The organism is Streptomyces sp. NPDC127108 (assembly GCF_042677545.1).
Classification (GTDB): domain Bacteria; phylum Actinomycetota; class Actinomycetes; order Streptomycetales; family Streptomycetaceae; genus Streptomyces.
On sequence record NZ_JBHXTE010000018.1, the window covers coordinates 106,510 to 122,955 of the forward strand.

At 72.8% G+C, this 16,446-nt stretch carries 12 protein-coding genes; 6 read left to right on the forward strand and 6 right to left on the reverse strand.

Translation table 11 applies throughout. The features are described 5' to 3' along the window. The first annotated feature begins 9 nt into the window (after positions 1-9). On the forward strand, positions 10-1,341 hold the full coding sequence (locus ACFVHO_RS17150) for an enolase C-terminal domain-like protein (protein ID WP_385714560.1): 1,332 nt from the start codon (positions 10-12) through the stop codon (positions 1,339-1,341). Here the strand turns inward: ACFVHO_RS17150 and ACFVHO_RS17155 are convergent. Beyond that, positions 1,338-2,573: an FAD-dependent oxidoreductase gene (locus tag ACFVHO_RS17155; RefSeq protein ID WP_385714563.1), complete on the reverse strand. Its 1,236-nt coding sequence runs from the start codon at positions 2,571-2,573 to the stop codon at positions 1,338-1,340. The genes ACFVHO_RS17150 and ACFVHO_RS17155 overlap by 4 nt on opposite strands. 330 nt (positions 2,574-2,903) lie before the next feature. Here ACFVHO_RS17155 and ACFVHO_RS17160 point away from each other — a divergent pair, with 330 nt between their 5' ends. Together ACFVHO_RS17160 and ACFVHO_RS17165 are read left to right on the forward strand one after the other, a co-directional pair. Continuing rightward, positions 2,904-4,022 carry an NAD(P)H-dependent flavin oxidoreductase gene (locus ACFVHO_RS17160; RefSeq protein ID WP_385714565.1) on the forward strand — a complete coding sequence of 373 codons (1,119 nt, stop codon included), beginning with the start codon at positions 2,904-2,906 and terminating at the stop codon, positions 4,020-4,022. A 108-nt stretch (positions 4,023-4,130) separates the two neighbouring features. Beyond that, positions 4,131-5,681, forward strand: coding sequence for an acyl-CoA synthetase (locus ACFVHO_RS17165; protein ID WP_385714568.1), 1,551 nt, complete (start codon positions 4,131-4,133; stop codon positions 5,679-5,681). 31 nt (positions 5,682-5,712) lie between these two features. On the opposite strand, the gene ACFVHO_RS17170 is transcribed toward ACFVHO_RS17165, so the two are convergent. Next, positions 5,713-8,136: a penicillin acylase family protein gene (locus tag ACFVHO_RS17170; protein ID WP_385714571.1), complete on the reverse strand. Its 2,424-nt coding sequence runs from the start codon at positions 8,134-8,136 to the stop codon at positions 5,713-5,715. A 186-nt stretch (positions 8,137-8,322) separates the two neighbouring features. Between ACFVHO_RS17170 and ACFVHO_RS17175 the strand changes: the two genes are divergently transcribed. Beyond that, positions 8,323-9,867 carry an acyl-CoA synthetase gene (locus ACFVHO_RS17175; protein WP_385714573.1) on the forward strand — a complete coding sequence of 515 codons (1,545 nt, stop codon included), beginning with the start codon at positions 8,323-8,325 and terminating at the stop codon, positions 9,865-9,867. Positions 9,868-9,895: 28 nt separating this feature from the next. On the opposite strand, the gene ACFVHO_RS17180 is transcribed toward ACFVHO_RS17175, so the two are convergent. Both ACFVHO_RS17180 and ACFVHO_RS17185 read right to left on the reverse strand, forming a co-directional pair. Continuing rightward, positions 9,896-11,101 carry a HEAT repeat domain-containing protein gene (locus tag ACFVHO_RS17180; protein ID WP_385714574.1) on the reverse strand — a complete coding sequence of 402 codons (1,206 nt, stop codon included), beginning with the start codon at positions 11,099-11,101 and terminating at the stop codon, positions 9,896-9,898. A gap of 39 nt (positions 11,102-11,140) precedes the next feature. After that, positions 11,141-13,096, reverse strand: a complete 1,956-nt coding sequence (locus ACFVHO_RS17185; RefSeq protein ID WP_385714576.1) for a trypsin-like peptidase domain-containing protein — start codon at positions 13,094-13,096, stop codon at positions 11,141-11,143. Positions 13,097-13,353: 257 nt separating this feature from the next. Here ACFVHO_RS17185 and ACFVHO_RS17190 point away from each other — a divergent pair, with 257 nt between their 5' ends. Beyond that, positions 13,354-13,794 carry a hypothetical protein gene (locus ACFVHO_RS17190; protein ID WP_385714578.1) on the forward strand — a complete coding sequence of 147 codons (441 nt, stop codon included), beginning with the start codon at positions 13,354-13,356 and terminating at the stop codon, positions 13,792-13,794. Positions 13,795-14,098: 304 nt separating this feature from the next. Here ACFVHO_RS17190 and ACFVHO_RS17195 read toward each other — a convergent pair. Then, a protein-coding gene (locus tag ACFVHO_RS17195; RefSeq protein ID WP_385714742.1) for an IS5 family transposase occupies positions 14,099-14,979 on the reverse strand; the annotation gives its coding sequence in 2 pieces (ribosomal slippage) (positions 14,099-14,163 and positions 14,163-14,979; 882 coding nt in all). Positions 14,980-15,114: 135 nt separating this feature from the next. Between ACFVHO_RS17195 and ACFVHO_RS17200 the strand changes: the two genes are divergently transcribed. After that, positions 15,115-15,420, forward strand: a complete 306-nt coding sequence (locus tag ACFVHO_RS17200) for a trypco2 family protein (RefSeq protein WP_385714581.1) — start codon at positions 15,115-15,117, stop codon at positions 15,418-15,420. A gap of 45 nt (positions 15,421-15,465) precedes the next feature. Here ACFVHO_RS17200 and ACFVHO_RS17205 read toward each other — a convergent pair whose 3' ends face one another. After that, on the reverse strand, positions 15,466-16,410 hold the full coding sequence (locus tag ACFVHO_RS17205) for a LysR family transcriptional regulator (protein ID WP_385714584.1): 945 nt from the start codon (positions 16,408-16,410) through the stop codon (positions 15,466-15,468). Positions 16,411-16,446 lie beyond the last annotated feature (36 nt).

Below are 16,446 nucleotides of genomic sequence, written 5' to 3' on the forward strand. Positions count from 1 at the left end.
CCGCCCGGCATGAGCAGCCAGCCGACCGTCACCCACTTCGCCGTCTACCCGGTCGCGGGCCGCGACTGCATGGAGCTGAACCTCTCCGGTGCCCACGGCCCCTACTTCACCCGCAACGTCGTGGTCCTCAAGGACTCCGAAGGCCGTACGGGCCTGGGAGAGGTGCCGGGCGGCGAGAAGATCACGCAGACGCTGCGGGACGCCGAACCCCTCGTCGTGGGAGCGGAGTTGGGCGACTACAAGCGGGTGCTGCGCGCGATGGGAAGCCGTTTCGCGGACCGCGACGCGGGCGGGCGCGGCGCCCAGACCTTCGACCTGCGGACGACCGTGCACGCCGTCACGGCGGTCGAGTCGGCCCTGCTCGACCTGCTCGGACAGCACCTCGACGTCCCGGTGGCCGCCCTGCTCGGCGACGGCCGACAGCGCGACTCCGTACGCGTACTCGGCTATCTCTTCTACGTCGGCGACCCGGACCGCACCGACCTGGACTACGTCCGGGAGCCCGACTCGGACGTCGACTGGTACCGCGTCCGGCACGAGGAGGCCCTGACGCCGGGGGCCATCGTCCGCCAGGCCGAGGCGACCCACGCCCGCTACGGCTTCCGGGACTTCAAACTCAAGGGCGGAGTCCTGCCGGGCGCGGAGGAGGTCGAGGCGATACGCGCCCTCAAGGACCGCTTCCCCGAGGCACGGATCACCCTGGACCCGAACGGCGCCTGGTCGCTGCGCGAGGCCGTCGACCTGTGCGCGCCCCTGGTCGGCACCCTCGCCTACGCCGAGGACCCCTGCGGAGCCGAGGACGGCTACTCGGGCCGGGAGGTCCTCGCCGAGTTCCGCCGCGCCACCGGCCTCCCCACCGCGACCAACATGATCGCCACCGACTGGCGCCAACTGACCCACGCCCTCGCCCTCCAGTCGGTCTCCATCCCCCTGGCCGACCCGCACTTCTGGACCATGCAGGGCTCGGTCCGCGTCGCCCAGCTCTGCAACTCCCTCGGCCTGACCTGGGGCTGCCACTCCAACAACCACTTCGACATCTCCCTGGCCATGGTCACCCACTGCGGCGCCGCGGCCCCCGGCCCCTACAACGCCCTGGACACCCACTGGATCTGGCAGGAGGGCCTGGAACGCCTCACCGTCACCCCACCCCGCATCGTCAACGGCGAGATATCCGTCCCGGACGCCCCGGGCCTGGGCGTCGACCTGGACATGGACCGCCTGCTCGCGGCCCACGCCCTCTACCGGGAGAAGGCCCTGGGCGCCCGCGACGACAGCGCGGGGATGCAATACCTGATCCCCGGCTGGAGGTTCGACGCGAAGCGGCCTTGTCTGGTGCGCTAGCCCGGACCCCGCCGCGCGAACCCCGGCGCATGCTCCGGTCGCACCCCCACCCCGCCCACGTACCCCGCCACCATCCGCAGGAGCGGCACCCGGCGCAGCAGGCGGAGCGGGGTCGGGAGGTGGCCGGGGCGGAGGGTGCCGTGGAGGGCCGGGCGCAGGAGGGTTTCGTGTTCGGTGAGTTGGGAGCGTTGGGTCAAGGTTGCGGGGAATTCGCGGCGGCGCTGGACGCGGTGCAGGTCGGTGGGTGTGGGGCGGCCGTGGCGCAGGGGGGTGGCCAGGTGGCGGGCCGCGGCCACCGCGTCCTGGACGGCGAGGTTGACGCCGACGCCGCCGACGGGGGACATGGTGTGGGCGGCGTCGCCGATGCACAGGAGGCCGTCGCGGTACCAGCGGGGGAGGCGGCCCATGGTGACGTCGAGGAGCTTCACGTCGTCCCAGGACTCGATCGCGAGCAGCGCTTCGTGGTCCCAGCCGAGCAGGGCGCCCAGGCGGTCGCGGAACCAGGCGATGTCGTGGGAGCGCAGCTCGGCGTCCGTGCCCTTCTTGATGAGGTAGGCCGTCTGGTAGTAGTCGCCGCGGTCCATCGTGGCGGCGACCTGGCCGTCGCGGACGGTCAGGAACACCTGGCCGCGCTTGCGGCGGTCGCGCGGCGCCGGCACCTTGACCTGCCACACGTCCATCGGCACCTCGAAGGAATCGGGCACGAGCCCCGCGGCGGCCCGCACCACGGAGTCCCGGCCGTCGCAGGCCACGGTCAGATCGGCCGCCAACTCGCCGGGCCTGCCGTGTTCGTCGGTGTACGTGACGCCGGTGACCCGCGCCGTCGCGTCGGTGCGCAGGCCCGTCACCGCCGTCCGCATCCGCAGCCCGAACGTCGGCTCCTCGGCCGCCGCCGACGCGAGCAGGTCCAGGAAGTCCCACTGCGGGACCATCGCGATGTACTTGCGGCGACCCGGTACGCGGCGCAGGTCGGCCGCCACGAACGTGGTGCCCTCGATGTGCATCCGCATCTGGGTGAGCCGCTGCGCGGGCAGCCGGTCGAACTGTACGCCCAGGCCCAGTTCGTCCAGGAGCCGCAGCGTCGACGGGTGCACCGTGTCGCCGCGGAAGTCGCGCAGGAAGTCCCCGTGCTTCTCCAGGACGGTCACGTCGACACCGGCCCGGGCGAGCAAGAGGCCGAGCATCATCCCGGCGGGCCCGCCGCCCACCACGCAACAGGTCGTGCGCTCCATGGTCCACGCCCTCTCTCGTTTCTCGTTTCTCGTTCGCGTGCGAGGACTCTAACCGATCGGTCAGGGTGCTGACCGGTCGGTTAGATGTTGGTGTCCGGGCTGGTCGACATGTGGAAGGTCGACCGGTCGCCACAGTGCCGCGCGGTCGCAGCCGCGCTCGGTCTGATGGCGGGGGGTACGAGGCGGGAGACGGCTGACGCTTTCGTGGCGGGGGTGTCCACGGTGGTCGCCCAGCTGGGGCTGCTGCGCCGGAACGGCATGCCGCAAAGAACCTGACGCAGCATCAGAAAATCTCTTCCCTCGTCCGCGCCGCTACGGCATCCTGCGCCCATGCAGACGGAGCTGAGCAAGCAACTCGGAGTCCGGTACGCCGTCTTCGGCTTCACGCCGTTCCCCGCCGTCGCGGCCGCCATCAGCCGGGCGGGCGGGTTCGGGGTGCTCGGCGCGGTCCGCTACACCGCGCCCGACGACCTCGCGCGCGACCTCGACTGGATGCAGGAGCACGTGGACGGCCTGCCCTACGGGCTCGACGTCGTCATGCCCGCGAAACGGGCCGAGGCACCCGGAGGGCAGTCGCTGACCGAGGCCGACGTGGAGGCGATGATCCCGGCGGGGCACCGGCAGTTCGTCGAGGAGACCCTCGCCAAGCACGGCGTGCCCGCGCTCGCCGCGGGCGAGGCGTCCGGCTGGCGCATCACCGGCTGGATGGAACAGGTGGCGCGCGGCCAGCTCGACGTCGCCTTCGACTACCCCATCAAACTGCTCGCCAACGCCCTCGGCTCCCCGCCCGCCGACGTCGTCACCCGCGCCCACGACCAGGGCGTGCTCGTCGCCGCCCTCGCGGGCAGCGCCCGGCACGCCCGCAAGCACGCGGACGCCGGCATCGACATCGTCGTGGCGCAGGGCTACGAGGCGGGCGGCCACACCGGCGAGATCGCCTCCATGGTGCTCACGCCCGAGGCCGTCGAGGCGGTCGCGCCGCTGCCGGTGCTCGCGGCGGGCGGCATCGGAAGCGGCGAGCAGGTCGCGGCGGCACTCGCCCTCGGCGCCCAGGGCGTCTGGCTCGGCTCGGTGTGGCTCACGACGACGGAGGCCGACCTCCACTCCGCCGCGCTCACCCGCAAACTGCTCGCCGCCGGGTCCGGGGACACCGTCCGCTCCCGTGCCCTCACGGGCAAGCCCGCACGCCAGTTGCGCACGGAGTGGACCGACGCGTGGGACGACCCCGCGGGGCCCGGGACGCTGCCGATGCCACTGCAGGGGCTGCTCGTCGCCGAGGCCGTCTCGCGCATCCAGAAGTACGAGGTGGAGCCGCTGCTCGGCACGCCCGTCGGGCAGATCGTGGGCCGGATGAACAGCGAGCGCAGCGTCCAGGCCGTGTTCGACGACCTGACCCGCGGGTTCGAGCGGGCGATCGACCGGTTGAACCGCATCGCGGGGCGGTCCTGAGGGGCCGGGGCACGCCGAGCCCCCCGAGCGACCGGGGCCCCGGGCGCAACCCCCGGCGCCCACCCCGCCACCTCCCGCCACCCCCGCGCCAACCCCCGAGGAGACCCGATGAGCACCCCGCCCAACGGATTCTGGGCCCAGGCCGGTGCCGACCCCGGCCGTACCGTCCTCGTCGACCCCGGCGGCGAGGAGTGGACGGCGGGCCGACTGCACGCCGAGGTCAACCGGCTCGTGCACGGCTTGCGCGCGGCGGGCCTGGAGCGCGGCGACGCGTTCGCCGTCGTGCTGCCCAACGGCGTGGAGTTCCTGACCGCTTACCTCGCCGCCAGCCAGGCGGGGTTCTATCTCGTCCCGGTCAACCACCATCTGGTGGGCCCGGAGATCGCCTGGATCGTCGCCGACTCGGGCGCGAAGGTCCTGATCGCGCACGAGCGGTTCAAAGAGGCCGCGACCTCGGCGGCCGACGAGGCGAAGCTCCCCGCGACGCGCCGCTACGCCGTCGGCGACATACCGGGATTCCGCCCCTACGCCCAACTCGTCGACGGACAGCCGGAGTCGGTGCCCGCAGGCCGCACCCTCGGCTGGGTCATGAACTACACGTCCGGCACCACCGGACGGCCCCGCGGCATTCGCCGCCCCCTTCAGGGCAAGCCGCCCGAGGAGTCCTATCTGGGCGGCTTCCTCGGCATCTTCGGCATCAAGCCCTTCGACGGCAACGTCCATCTGGTGTGCTCGCCGCTCTACCACACGGCCGTGCTCCAGTTCGCGGGCGCGGCCCTGCACATCGGCCACCCCCTCGTCCTCATGGACAAGTGGACGCCCGAGGAGATGCTGCGCCTCGTCGACGAGCACGCCTGCACGCACACCCACATGGTCCCCACCCAGTTCCACCGCCTGCTCGCCCTGCCCGAGGGGATCCGGGCGGCGTACGACGTGTCGTCGATGCGGCACGCCATCCACGGGGCGGCGCCCTGCCCCGACCACGTGAAGCGGGCGATGATCGAGTGGTGGGGCGAGTGCGTGGAGGAGTACTACGCGGCCAGCGAGGGCGGCGGGGCCTTCGCCACCGCGGCGGACTGGCTGAAGAAACCGGGAACCGTCGGAAAGGCCTGGCCCATCAGTGAGTTGGCGGTCTTCGACGACGACGGGAACAGGCTGCCGCCCGGGGAGCTGGGCACCGTCTACATGAAGATGAGCACCGGCGGCTTCTCGTACCACAAGGACGAGTCGAAGACGCGCAAGAACCGCATCGGTGACTTCTTCACCGTCGGCGACCTCGGCTACCTCGACGAGGACGGCTATCTCTTCCTGCGTGACCGCAAGATCGACATGATCATCTCGGGCGGCGTCAACATCTACCCGGCGGAGATCGAGTCCGCGCTGCTCGCCCACCCCGCCGTCGCCGACGCCGCCGCGTTCGGGATCCCCCACGACGACTGGGGCGAGGAGGTCAAGGCCGTCGTCGAGGCCGCCGAGGGGCACCCGGCTGACGAGGCGCTCGCCGCCGACATCCTGCGCCATTGCGAGCACCGGCTCGCGGGCTACAAGCGGCCCAAGAGCGTCGACTTCGTCGCGTCCATGCCCCGCGACCCCAACGGCAAGCTGTACAAGCGCCGACTGCGGGAGCCCTACTGGGAAGGACGGGAGCGGGCGGTCTGAGACCGCCGCGCCCCCGCCCCGCCGATGGGCGTCAGCGCTGGCGGACCTTCACCACCTTCAAGCCGGGCGCGCTGCGGATGTCCTTCTCGCAGAAGCGCGACGTCACCCAGCGCTCCTCGGAGTACAGCCGCGTCTGGTCCCTGTAGTGCGGCGAGTTGGGGTTCGGCGACTGGGAGTAGGACAGCAGGGTGCGGGCCTTCGGGCACGACGACGCGTCCCAGCCGACGGCCTGGATGTGGCTGGAGCCGTGCGCCACCTCCGTGTAGCCGCCGCCCCGCGCGTCCCACCGCGGCTCGATCTTGTTCCAGACGCCGAGGGACTCGGTGCCGCCGTGGATCGGCAGCCGCTTTCCTCCTCGTACGACGAACTGGTGGTCGCCGAGCCGGGAGTCGAGCGGAATCCCCGCCGCCGTCAGCTCGGCCACCGTGTCGGCGAGCGCCGTCGCGAAGCCGGGCACGCCGGTGTCGAGGGTGTTCGGGGTGCGCACCGGATCGGCGGCGGAGAACGGCACCTTCCACAGCCGCGCGCCGGGCACCTTCGCCGTCAGGGCGCGCCAGAACCGGTCGAAGAGCAACGCGCCCCTGCTCGACGTGTCCATGGTGCGGTCCCAGGACTTGATCACGCGGCAGGCCTCGCTGACGTCGACGGCCTTGCCGTCGGTGGTCCGCGCGGCGCCGGGCGGCAGCGCGGCGCAGGCGCGCGCCACGTCGGCGGCGGCGAGGTCACCGGCGGGTGCGCGGTTCGCGAACTGCTGGCGCTGCAGGTCCTTGACGGTCAGACCGCCGCGCTCGGCCATCGCCGCGACGTCCTCGATCGCGCCGCGGGTGCGCATCGAGCGCTGCGTCCCGATGGTGCCGAAGACCCGCTCGTACCCGGTCAGCGGCCGGTCGGCGTTGCTCAGCCAGGGGCTGTCGTTGGAGTTCTCGGCGTACGGGGCGTTCACCAGCGTCGGCATCCGCGACGGGCCGAAGGTGCCCGGCTGGATCGCGTCCTTGTCCCTGCCGAGCGCGCACGCGCCGCGGGACCCGTCGAGGACGGCGACGCCCGCCGCCGGGTAGGTGGCCTTGCCGAGGGCGGTGGAGCAGCGCCCGACGAGGTCGTCGGTGAGCCGGGGCAGGACCTGCGACTGCGTGTACAGGGTGTTGCCGTGCCGGTCGGCGGCGACGGTGTTGACCCACGGCAGCCCCTGGGTGGCGTTGAGCGCGCGCAGCACGCCCTTGGCCGAACGGGCCTGACCGAAGCGGAGGTCGGCCTCCCCGATGCGCAGATTGCGGGAGTTGGGGTCGTTGAGGGCGTACGCAGTCGTCTTCGTCCACGGCAGCGGCAGCTGGCCGCCGAGCGACGTCACGACCGGGCCGAAGCGCGTCCAGTACTGCGTGCGGGTCACCGGGGCGCCGTCCTTCACCGGGACGGTCACGGTCCGCTTCGTCATCCGCTCGCGCTTGCCGTCCACGAGGTACGCGGTCGGGTCGGCGGGGTCCAGGGTCAGCTCGTGCACGTTGAAGGGGACGCCCGTCGCGACGGTGTGGCTCCACGCCACCTGGCCGTTGAAGCCGACGTTGATGACCGGTGTGCCGATGAGCGAGCCGCCCGACGCGTTCAGCTCGCCGGGGATGGTCAGCTGCGACTGCCAGAAGCGCCGGCTGCCGTGCCAGGGGTAGTGCGGATTGCCGATGAGCAGGCCGCGGCCGTTCGCCGTGGTGGAGCCGTGGAAGGCGACGGCGTTGGAGCCCATGTCGGCGTTGCCGGGTCCTGGGGAGACGAGCTCGCGCGCCGCCTCGGCGGCACGGCGCGGGTCCGGCGCCCTGCGGGTGGCGTCCGCGCCCGGCGGCCCGGCCGCGACGATGCCGTCGACGCCGCGGCCCTCGCCGCCGAGCACCGCCACCGCGTAGGTGAGCCGCGCCTGGTCGAGGGTGGTCACCGGGCGCACCCAGTCGGCCTTCGCACAGGCCGGGTCCGTGATGCGGTTCTGCCTCAGCCAGGCGTTGTAGCCCGCGGCGAACCCGCGCGACAGCTCCTTGCTCGCGCGGCTCATGCCGAGCGGGGCGGACTGCCGGTACAGCCGTTCCACGGTGCCCGCTTCGCGTACGCCCCGGAAGTACTGGTCGCTCGCGAGGTTCGTGGTGGCCGACGACAGCTGGCCGCCGGGGTCGCCGTCGGCGCCGAAGTACCGGGAACGCTCGCCGCGCGCGGTGACGAACCCCTCGGCGAGCGTGCACACCTGGTCCGCGGCCTGCGCCCAGCCGGTACCGAAGCCGAGGTCCGCGTAGTCGTCGGCGCGGATGTGCGGGATGCCGTACTCGGTGTAGCGGATCGTGGCCGACAGGCCGCCGCCGGACGGACGGTCGTCGGGGGAGCGGTCGTCGTTGCGCGCGGACGCCATGGGCGACAGCAGGGCCGAGGCGGTGAGGAGCGCGGCGGACAACGCCACGACGGGTCTGACGCGGATGCGCATAGAGCCTCCCAACTGGTGTGAGAGCAGTGGCCTTTGGAGCGTACCAAGCGGTATGTATCTTGTCCGGAGCGCCTGACGTGGGGCGATGACGCCTGGGGGTGTGGGGTGACGGCGTCCGACGGGGGGCCGACGCGCGCGGCGCGGGGGCCTTGACCGCCGTACCGGACCGCCCGCAGGATCACGCCCATGACGGGTGAACGCGGCAGGGCGACAGCAGGCGACGGCACGGCCACCGCGGCGGCGCGCGGCAGCACGGTCGACGGCGTCCTCAGGCGCAGCGCGCGCCGGACACCGGCCCGCACCGCACTGCGCTACGGCGACCGCTCCTGGACGTACGCCGAACTCGACGACGCCGTCTCGCGCGCGGCCGGAGTCCTGCGCGCGACCGGCCTCGACCGGGGCGACCGCGTCGGCGCCTACGCCCACAACTCGGACGCCTACCTCATCGGCTTCCTGGCCTGCGCCCGCGCGGGCCTCGTCCACGTCCCGGTCAACCAGAACCTCACCGGCGACGACCTCGCGTACATCGTCCGGCAGTCCGGCAGCACCCTCGTCCTCGCGGACCCCGGCCTCGCCGACCGCCTCCCCGAGGGCGTGGCCGTCCTGCCGCTCAGGGACGCCGACGACGCGCTCCTCGCGCGGCTCGCGACCACGGCCCCCTACGACGGCCCCGCACCGGACGCCGAGGACCTCGCGCAACTCCTGTACACCTCGGGCACAACGGCCGCCCCAAAAGGCGCGATGCTCACCCACCGCGCCCTCGTCCACGAGTACATGAGCGCCGTGCACGCCCTGGACTTCTCGGAGTCCGACCGGCCGCTGCACTCCCTGCCGCTCTACCACTCGGCCCAGATGCACGTGTTCCTGCTGCCGTACCTGGCCGTCGGCGCCGAGAACACCGTCCTCGACGCGCCCGACGCCGTACGGATCTTCGACCTGGTGGCCGCGGGCCGCGCCGACAGCCTGTTCGCGCCGCCCACCGTGTGGATCGCCCTGTCGCAGCACGCCGAGTTCGCCACCCGCGACCTGAGCGCCCTGCGCAAGGCCTACTACGGGGCGTCGGTCATGCCGGTGCCGGTCCTGGAGCGGCTGCGCGCCCGCCTGCCGGGACTCGCCTTCTACAACTGCTTCGGCCAGAGCGAGATCGGCCCGCTCGCCACCGTCCTCGGCCCGGACGAGCACGAGGGCCGCATGGACTCCTGCGGGCGGCCCGTCCTGTTCGTCGAGGCGCGGGTCGTCGACGAGGCGGGCAAGGAGGTGCCGGACGGCACCCGGGGCGAAGTGGTCTACCGCTCACCGCAGTTGTGCGAGGGCTACTGGGACAAGCCGGAAGAGACCGCCGAGGCGTTCCGGGACGGCTGGTTCCACTCCGGGGACCTCGCGGTGCGCGACGCGGAGGGCTACTTCACCGTCGTCGACCGGGTGAAGGACGTCATCAACTCCGGCGGAGTCCTCGTCGCCTCACGCCAGGTCGAGGACGTGCTCTACACCCATCCGGCCGTCGCGGAGACCGCCGTCGTCGGCCTCCCCGACGACCGCTGGATCGAGGCCGTCACCGCCGTCGTCGTACGCGGCGGCGAGGTCACCGAGGCCGACCTGATCGCCCACGCCCGCGAACGGCTCGCGCACTTCAAGGCACCCAAGCGCGTGGTGTTCGTGGACGCGCTGCCGCGCAACGCCAGCGGGAAGATCCTCAAGAGGGAGCTGCGGGACCGCTTGCGCGACGGCTGACCGGGGGCCGCTCCCGACGCCCGGCCGCTCATGGGGTGGCGTGGGCGTCCCGAAGGTCGGCGAGCAGTTGCCCCAGCGCGGCACGGGCGTGCGGGTCGAGGCTCTCGTCCGCGGTCAGCTCGGCGCAGAGGGCGGCCCCCTGCCGGGGCGAGCGGCGCGCCAGCGCACGGGCCGCCGCGACGCGGTGCTCGGCCCGCAGACCGGCGTCGGCGGTGAGCGCCCTGGCCACGGCGACGGCGCGGGCGTCCGGGCATCGGGACAACAGGGCCTCGGCGGCGGCGATCCGCACCTGTCCGCCGTGTGAGCTGTTCATGGCCAGACCGGCACAGAGGTCGGCCGCGCGGGGGAACGGAAGGCGGCTCAGCGTCCTGACGAGCCGTCGGCGGCGGGCCAGGTCGAGTCGGGCGTCCGCCGCGAGCAGGGCGTACTGGTCGGCTCCGCGCGCGTCGTCGAGCGAGACCAGGAGGATGGCCATCCAGGTGCGGTGCGTCGGGCTGAGCGTGCGCCGCGCGCAGAGGTCCGCGCACAGGTCGGCGGCGCGCGGGTCGCCGAGCCGCGCCAGCGCCCGCAGCGCCCGCACCCGGGCCTCGTCGTCCAGGTCGGCGTCCTGCCCGAGGGCGGCGCACAGGTCCGCGCCGCGTGGATGCCACCCCGCCAGCGCCCGCGCCGTCCTGACGCGCACGGTCCCGGGAAGGGCGGGGTCCGAGGCGAGGCGCACACACAGCTCGACGCCCCGTGCTCCGCCCGCGCGGGGCAGGGCCCGGGCCGCCCACATGGCGGTCCGGTCGTTGAGCCGGGGATCCTTGACGAGGTCCGCGCAGATCTCGATGGCGTCGGGATGCCCCACGCCGAGCACGACGTCCACGACGCCCGCACCCTCCTCCCACTCGTAGAGGTGGGAGGGGCGGGCCCTGAGCAGCCGAACGGCCGCTTCCACGACGGTGGTGACGACCCGTGGGGGCAGCGCGGCACCGAACCGCGCGAGCTGGACGACGAACTGGCAGGCGCGCAGCGGGTAGTCGGCCTTGAGCAGGTGGCACAGGCGCCCACTGATCTGCTTCACGGCCCCCTGGTCGCCGCTCTCCGAGGCCGCGTCCAGGAGGAAGGCGATGTAGGAGAGGTACTCGCTGGGGATGCGGACGCCGTACTCGACGCGCCACGTCGACGTCCCGCGGTTCTCGAACTCGAAGACGCGCTGGAGCGCGGGCCCCAGCGCGTGGGCGCCATCGGCCAAGGCGTGTTGCGCGGCCAGGAACTCCAGCAGCGTCTGGTGTCAGAACTCCAGGCGGCCGGCACCGGCCGTCAGCAGGCCGCTGCCGCGCAGCGCGGCCTCCAGGAACGCGCGCCACTCCCGGGCGGGAACCGCACAGGGCCGCTCCGCCGCGGGCAGCGTCTCCAGGACGTCGACCGCGGACAGCCGGTTGTCGCCGTGCAGGACGTCCGCGACCTCGGCGATCAGGGCGGGCAGGTGGTCCAGGGTGCGTTCGACGGCCTTGAGGGCCTGGTCGCCGCGCCCTTGGAGGGCGGCGCGGGTCTGGGCCCTGACCCGTACGAGACCGGCGGGGCTGCGGCCGCTGTCGAGCAGCTCGATGTAGCTCCGGTAGACCGCGCCCCGGCTGCTCGGCAGCGTCCCGTCCGGCCCCGCCGCGTACAGACGGCACAGCATGGTGGCCATGAGCGGACTACTCGCCATCTCGGCGAGGCTCGCCCGCTCCAGGACGCTCAGGAAGCGGTCGGCCGTCCCCTCCGGATCGGGCAGGCCCAGGTAGCGGAACCACACCAGGGCGAGTTCGCGCACGTCGTGGTCCTGGAACGGCTTGAGGGCGAAGTGCAGAGTGAAGCTCTCCAACTCCTCGTCGGCGAGCGGCCGTGTGGCGACCACGAACCGGAACGGGCCCGCGGGACCGGCTTCGCCGAGCGCGGCGAGACTGCCCAGCACGCTCCGCCGGACACCGACGTCGGCGATCTCGTCGAGCCCGTCGACCAGCACCGTCCAGCGCGCCCCGGGACCGGGCCCCCTGCTGAACAGCGTCGGGGAGAGCGTCTCCAAGAGCCCGAAGGGCGCCAACTCCGCGGTCGCGGCGGCCGCGAGGGCCTCCGCGAGCGGCCGTCCGGCCAGCGCCGCCGCGGGCACGAGGACGGGGACGCTGACGTCGTCGGCCTCGGCGCGGCGACGGGCCTCGATGCCCAGGGCGAGACAGCGGCGCAGCAGGCTGGTCTTGCCGCCCCCGGCTCCGGCGACCACGACGCAGGGTTCCTCGCTGGTGAACACCTCCTCGGCGGAGACCTCTTCGAAGAGCCGGGCGGTGAGCCGCTCCCGGTTTCCCGGTGGTCCCGCTCCCTCTTTCTCCTCGCCCCCTTGCGGGTGCTCGATGAGGCGCCTTCTGACACATCGGCGGAGGTAGACGTCCGCGAGCGGCGGGGTGCGGCCGAACGACACGTCGTCGTAGGGGTGCGTGCCCGCGTAGCGCTCGGCCGCCGCCAGATAGTGGTCCAGCTGGCCGTCCGGCGCGTACGACGGCGTCCGCGGCGCCTGTTCCCGTACGGCCTCCAGGGCGTCGAGCGTCAGCGAGCAGCCCAGCAGCTCCTCCAACTGCCCCCGCTCGTCGGCCGACAGCGTCTCGGCCCAGCGGTCCACCCGGGAGGCACCGAGCCGACCGGTCCCGTCGCCGAGGTGATGGCGCGAGACGATGCCGACGATCCGCCCGTCGCTGAACACCGCGGCGCCGGACATGCCCTCCCACGGCGAGACCGCGCGTGCTCCGGCCGCCCCGGGGACGGTCTGGGCCACACGCAGGTCCAGCGTCCCCTCACGGCGGTTGGCGAGCACCGAACAGGTGGCGTGGACGTGCTCGCAGTCCCGGTAGCGCGAACCGTCCTTCCGCCGACGCAACTTGAAGTACGGGAAGCCCGCCGCGCTGCACCGCAGCAGCAGGTCCTCCTCGGGGACCCGACCGAAGCCTGCCGTGCCGACCTCCGCCCCCGCCCGTGACGGCACGCCGAGAACGGCGACATCGACACCCGCGTGCCGCCACCGCACTTCCGCGACCACGCTGTACTCGCCCGGCCGGTCGGCGTCGAACCGTACGCGCGCGTGGTCGGCCCCCGCGACGACGTGGGCGGCGGTCAGGACGACGCCGGGCCGCACCAGATAGCCGGACCCGCGGCGGTTGCCCGCGCTGTGCGGCACGACGATCTCCGCCACCTGACCGGCGCGCAGTCCGGACACCTCCGCCACCTGTTCCACCCGAGCCACCGACTGGCTAGGGCCTGTCCGATGGGTCCGTTGGAGGTGCGCGACTGACTCCGTGGCCTCTGGGGAAGCAGACGGGGGGCGTGAACGGATGTCGCGTGGTGCCATCGTCCGTCCGGGTGGTGTGTGGTGTGGCTGGTCAGCGAAGCAGGCAGGCTGAAGGTGCCCGGCCATCCGTTGAGTCGGGCGCTTCGATCGGAGTCCTGATGTTCTCGCGTACCCGTACGGCGTCCGTGTCCCTGGCCGTGGTCGCATCCTGCGGTCTGGCCCTGCTGACTGCCCCCGCCCACGCCACCGCCTCACAGGCGTCACCCGCCCTCCACAGCAGCACCGCCCCCGCACACCGGGTCGCGTACAAGGCGGATGCCAACCCGATTCCCCGGCTCGGCATCACCGAGTCTGCCATCGTGCGTGAGGATCCCGATTCGGAGACTGGGGTCTTGAAGATCCGCGCGCTGGCCCCGGGCGGGCCCGGCGAGAAGTCCGGGCTGAAGGTGAACGACCTCATCGAGAGTATCGACAACAGCGAGGTCGACGGACCGGACGGGATCGAGATCACCACTCCTGAGGCTCTCAACGAGGCCCTGAAGGACCGCCCGAGCGGCGCGGTCGTCCACGTCCAGATCGACCGGGAGGACGCCGGGAAGTCGATCGTCGACGTCACCCTGGACTGAACGACTCACGCTCCGTCAGCGGTGTCCATCGTCTGACGAGCGTGCCTTCCCTGTGCCTGCCAGTTGCAGCCCGGTTCGCCGGGCCGCAACTGGCAGGCCTCTGCGCAGCCATCGGTGCAGGACATGCCGATGATTCGTCCCGTCACGGGAGCCCGTGCCGGGACATGACCAGAACTTCGCCAGCGCGCCCTGCGTGTACGCGTCCGGCGTCACGCCGATGTCACCGGCGAACGGGTGGTCGAGCACCAGGACGAGGAGCAGGCTGAAGCCGACGAGTGCGGCGACCGAGCCGACGAACAGCAGGTCACCCCCGCAGCCACAGCCAGATCGCGGCGAGGGTGACCGTGCCGTGAAACATGTAGGCCCGCTCTCGTATCTGGTGGCGACGGCCCGAAAGCCCTTGAGTGCCAGGATGGTCCGTTCCACTTCGTTGCGGCGGGCATACCGCGCGCGGTCGAAGCCAATGGGCCGACCGCCCTTGCTACCGCGGCGCCGCCGGGTGGTCTGCTGGTTCCTGGGCTCGGGGATGGTGTGCTTGATCTGGCGTCGGCGCAGGTAACTCCGGTTCCTGCGGGAGGAGTACGCCCGGTCGCCGCCGAGGTGGTCGGGCCGGGTGCGGGGGTGGCCGCCGCCGGGACGGGGGACGCGGATGCGGGCCAGGACCGGGATCATCTGTGGTGCGTCACCCCACTGCCCTGGCGTGATGAGCAGCACGAGCGGGCGGCACCGCCCGTCCCCCGCCAGATGGATTTTGGTTGTCAGTCCGCCCCGAGAACGGCCCAGGCCCTCATCAGCCCGATGCTGGACTGGCCGGGCTCTCTTCCCGGTGATCCGGGGTGGCAGGCCGAGGGCTCCGGCAGCATGCTGATGGGCGCGGCAGACCGTCGAGTCGACGCTCACCATGGACCAGTCGATCCGGCCCTCGGCGTCAGCATCGGCCTGCACACTGCGCAGCATTCGGTCCCATGTGCCATCCGCTGACCAGCGCCGATGCCTGTCGTAGACCGTCTTCCAACTCCCAAAGCGCGTCGGTAGATCACGCCACGGAATGCCAGTCCGGAGCCTGAATAAGATCCCATTGATCACTATGCGGTGGTCCTTCCAGCGGCCGCCCCTGCCAACCGACCTCGGAAGATGTCCCTCCAGCCGGGACCACTCCTGGTCAGACAGATCGCTCCTCCCCACGCCGAGGAGAACGATCGAACGCAAGCACGGTCACCGACCCATCAGACAGGCTCTAGGCTCCACCCGATCAACTTCCTTGTGGCACAGGCCACATGGACGAGAGTACGACGGTCCCGCACGCCAGGGAGACAGGCAGTGGAACTCGCCGAGATGATTCGCGCCCTGCGCGAGGAACTGAACGAGGCCTTGACCGACGGCGCCGACGAACCGGTCCGGTTCGAACTCGGCCCGGTCGAGATCGAAGCGACCGTGGCGGCCGAGCGCACGGCGGGCGGACAGGGGAAGATCCGCTTCTGGGTGGTGGAGGGCACGGCCGACACCACGCGCTCCGCGGCGCGGACCCAGCGGATCACCCTGACCCTGCACCCCAGGATCCGCGGCGGGGACGGGACGTTGACGACCGCGTACGTCGCGGGGGAGGCGGAGGGCGACGAGCTGTGAGGGCCGTCGCGCGGCGGCGCCGGACCCACTGACGGCGCCCCCGTCTCACGCCGTCCGCGCGCCGGGAGCGTGGGCGGGCTGTTCGGGCAGCCAGTCGCGGGCCGGGTCGTACTCCAGCCACCGGCTCCGCCCCGCCTCCCCGGCGCACGCGGCGGCGAGGCGGTCGAGGCCGGGGTGGGCGTTCCCGGTGCGCCACAGCAGCGACCAGGCGTACAGCGGGGTGGGGTCGACCAGCGGGACGGAGCGCAGGCCGGGGACGTCCGGCAGGGGCACGTCGGCGGGGAGCAGCGAGAAGCGGCGCGGGTGGGCCGCCACCTCGGCGAGGAAGTGGGCGAGGCCCAGGTTGACGCCGACGGCCCGTTCCCGGACGTCGAAGCGGTCGGCGAACCGGCGCAGGAAGTCGAGCCGGTCCAGGGCGCCGGGCGCCCACAGCACGCTGTCGCGCAGCTGCCCGGGCCGGAGCGCGGGCTCGGCCGCGAGCGGATGGTCGGCGCTCAGGACGGCGTCGACGGGTTCGAGGCGGACCAGACGGTGCGTCAGCTCGGCGGGCAGCGGCGGGTGGACCCGGCCGAAGGCCGCGTCGATGTCGCCGTGCAGCAGCGCGCTCAGGACCGTCGGCAGATCGCGCCCGTGGCCGAGCTCAAGCTCCTGGGTCCGACCGGCGACGTGGGCCAGCGTCCGCATCGGCGCGTAGAGATGGCCCCAGACGTCGACGCGCAGCGGGCCGTCCTTCCGCGCCAGCGCGGCCACCGCGTCATCGGCGGCGGCAAGGGCCCGCCGGGCCGGTTCGAGGAAACCGCGCCCCGCCTCGGTGAGGGCCACGCCGTGGCCGAGGCGCGCGAAGAGCTTCGTCCCGAGCAGTGACTCCAGGCGTCCGATCCGCTTCGACAGGGCCTGTTGCGTGATCGCCAGCTTCCCGGCGGCCCGCCCGAAATGCAGCTCCTGGGCGGCGTACACGAAGGCACGCACCTGTGCCATGTCCAGATCCACGCCCGCCACCATAGGTGACAACCCATGGTTGTCGGG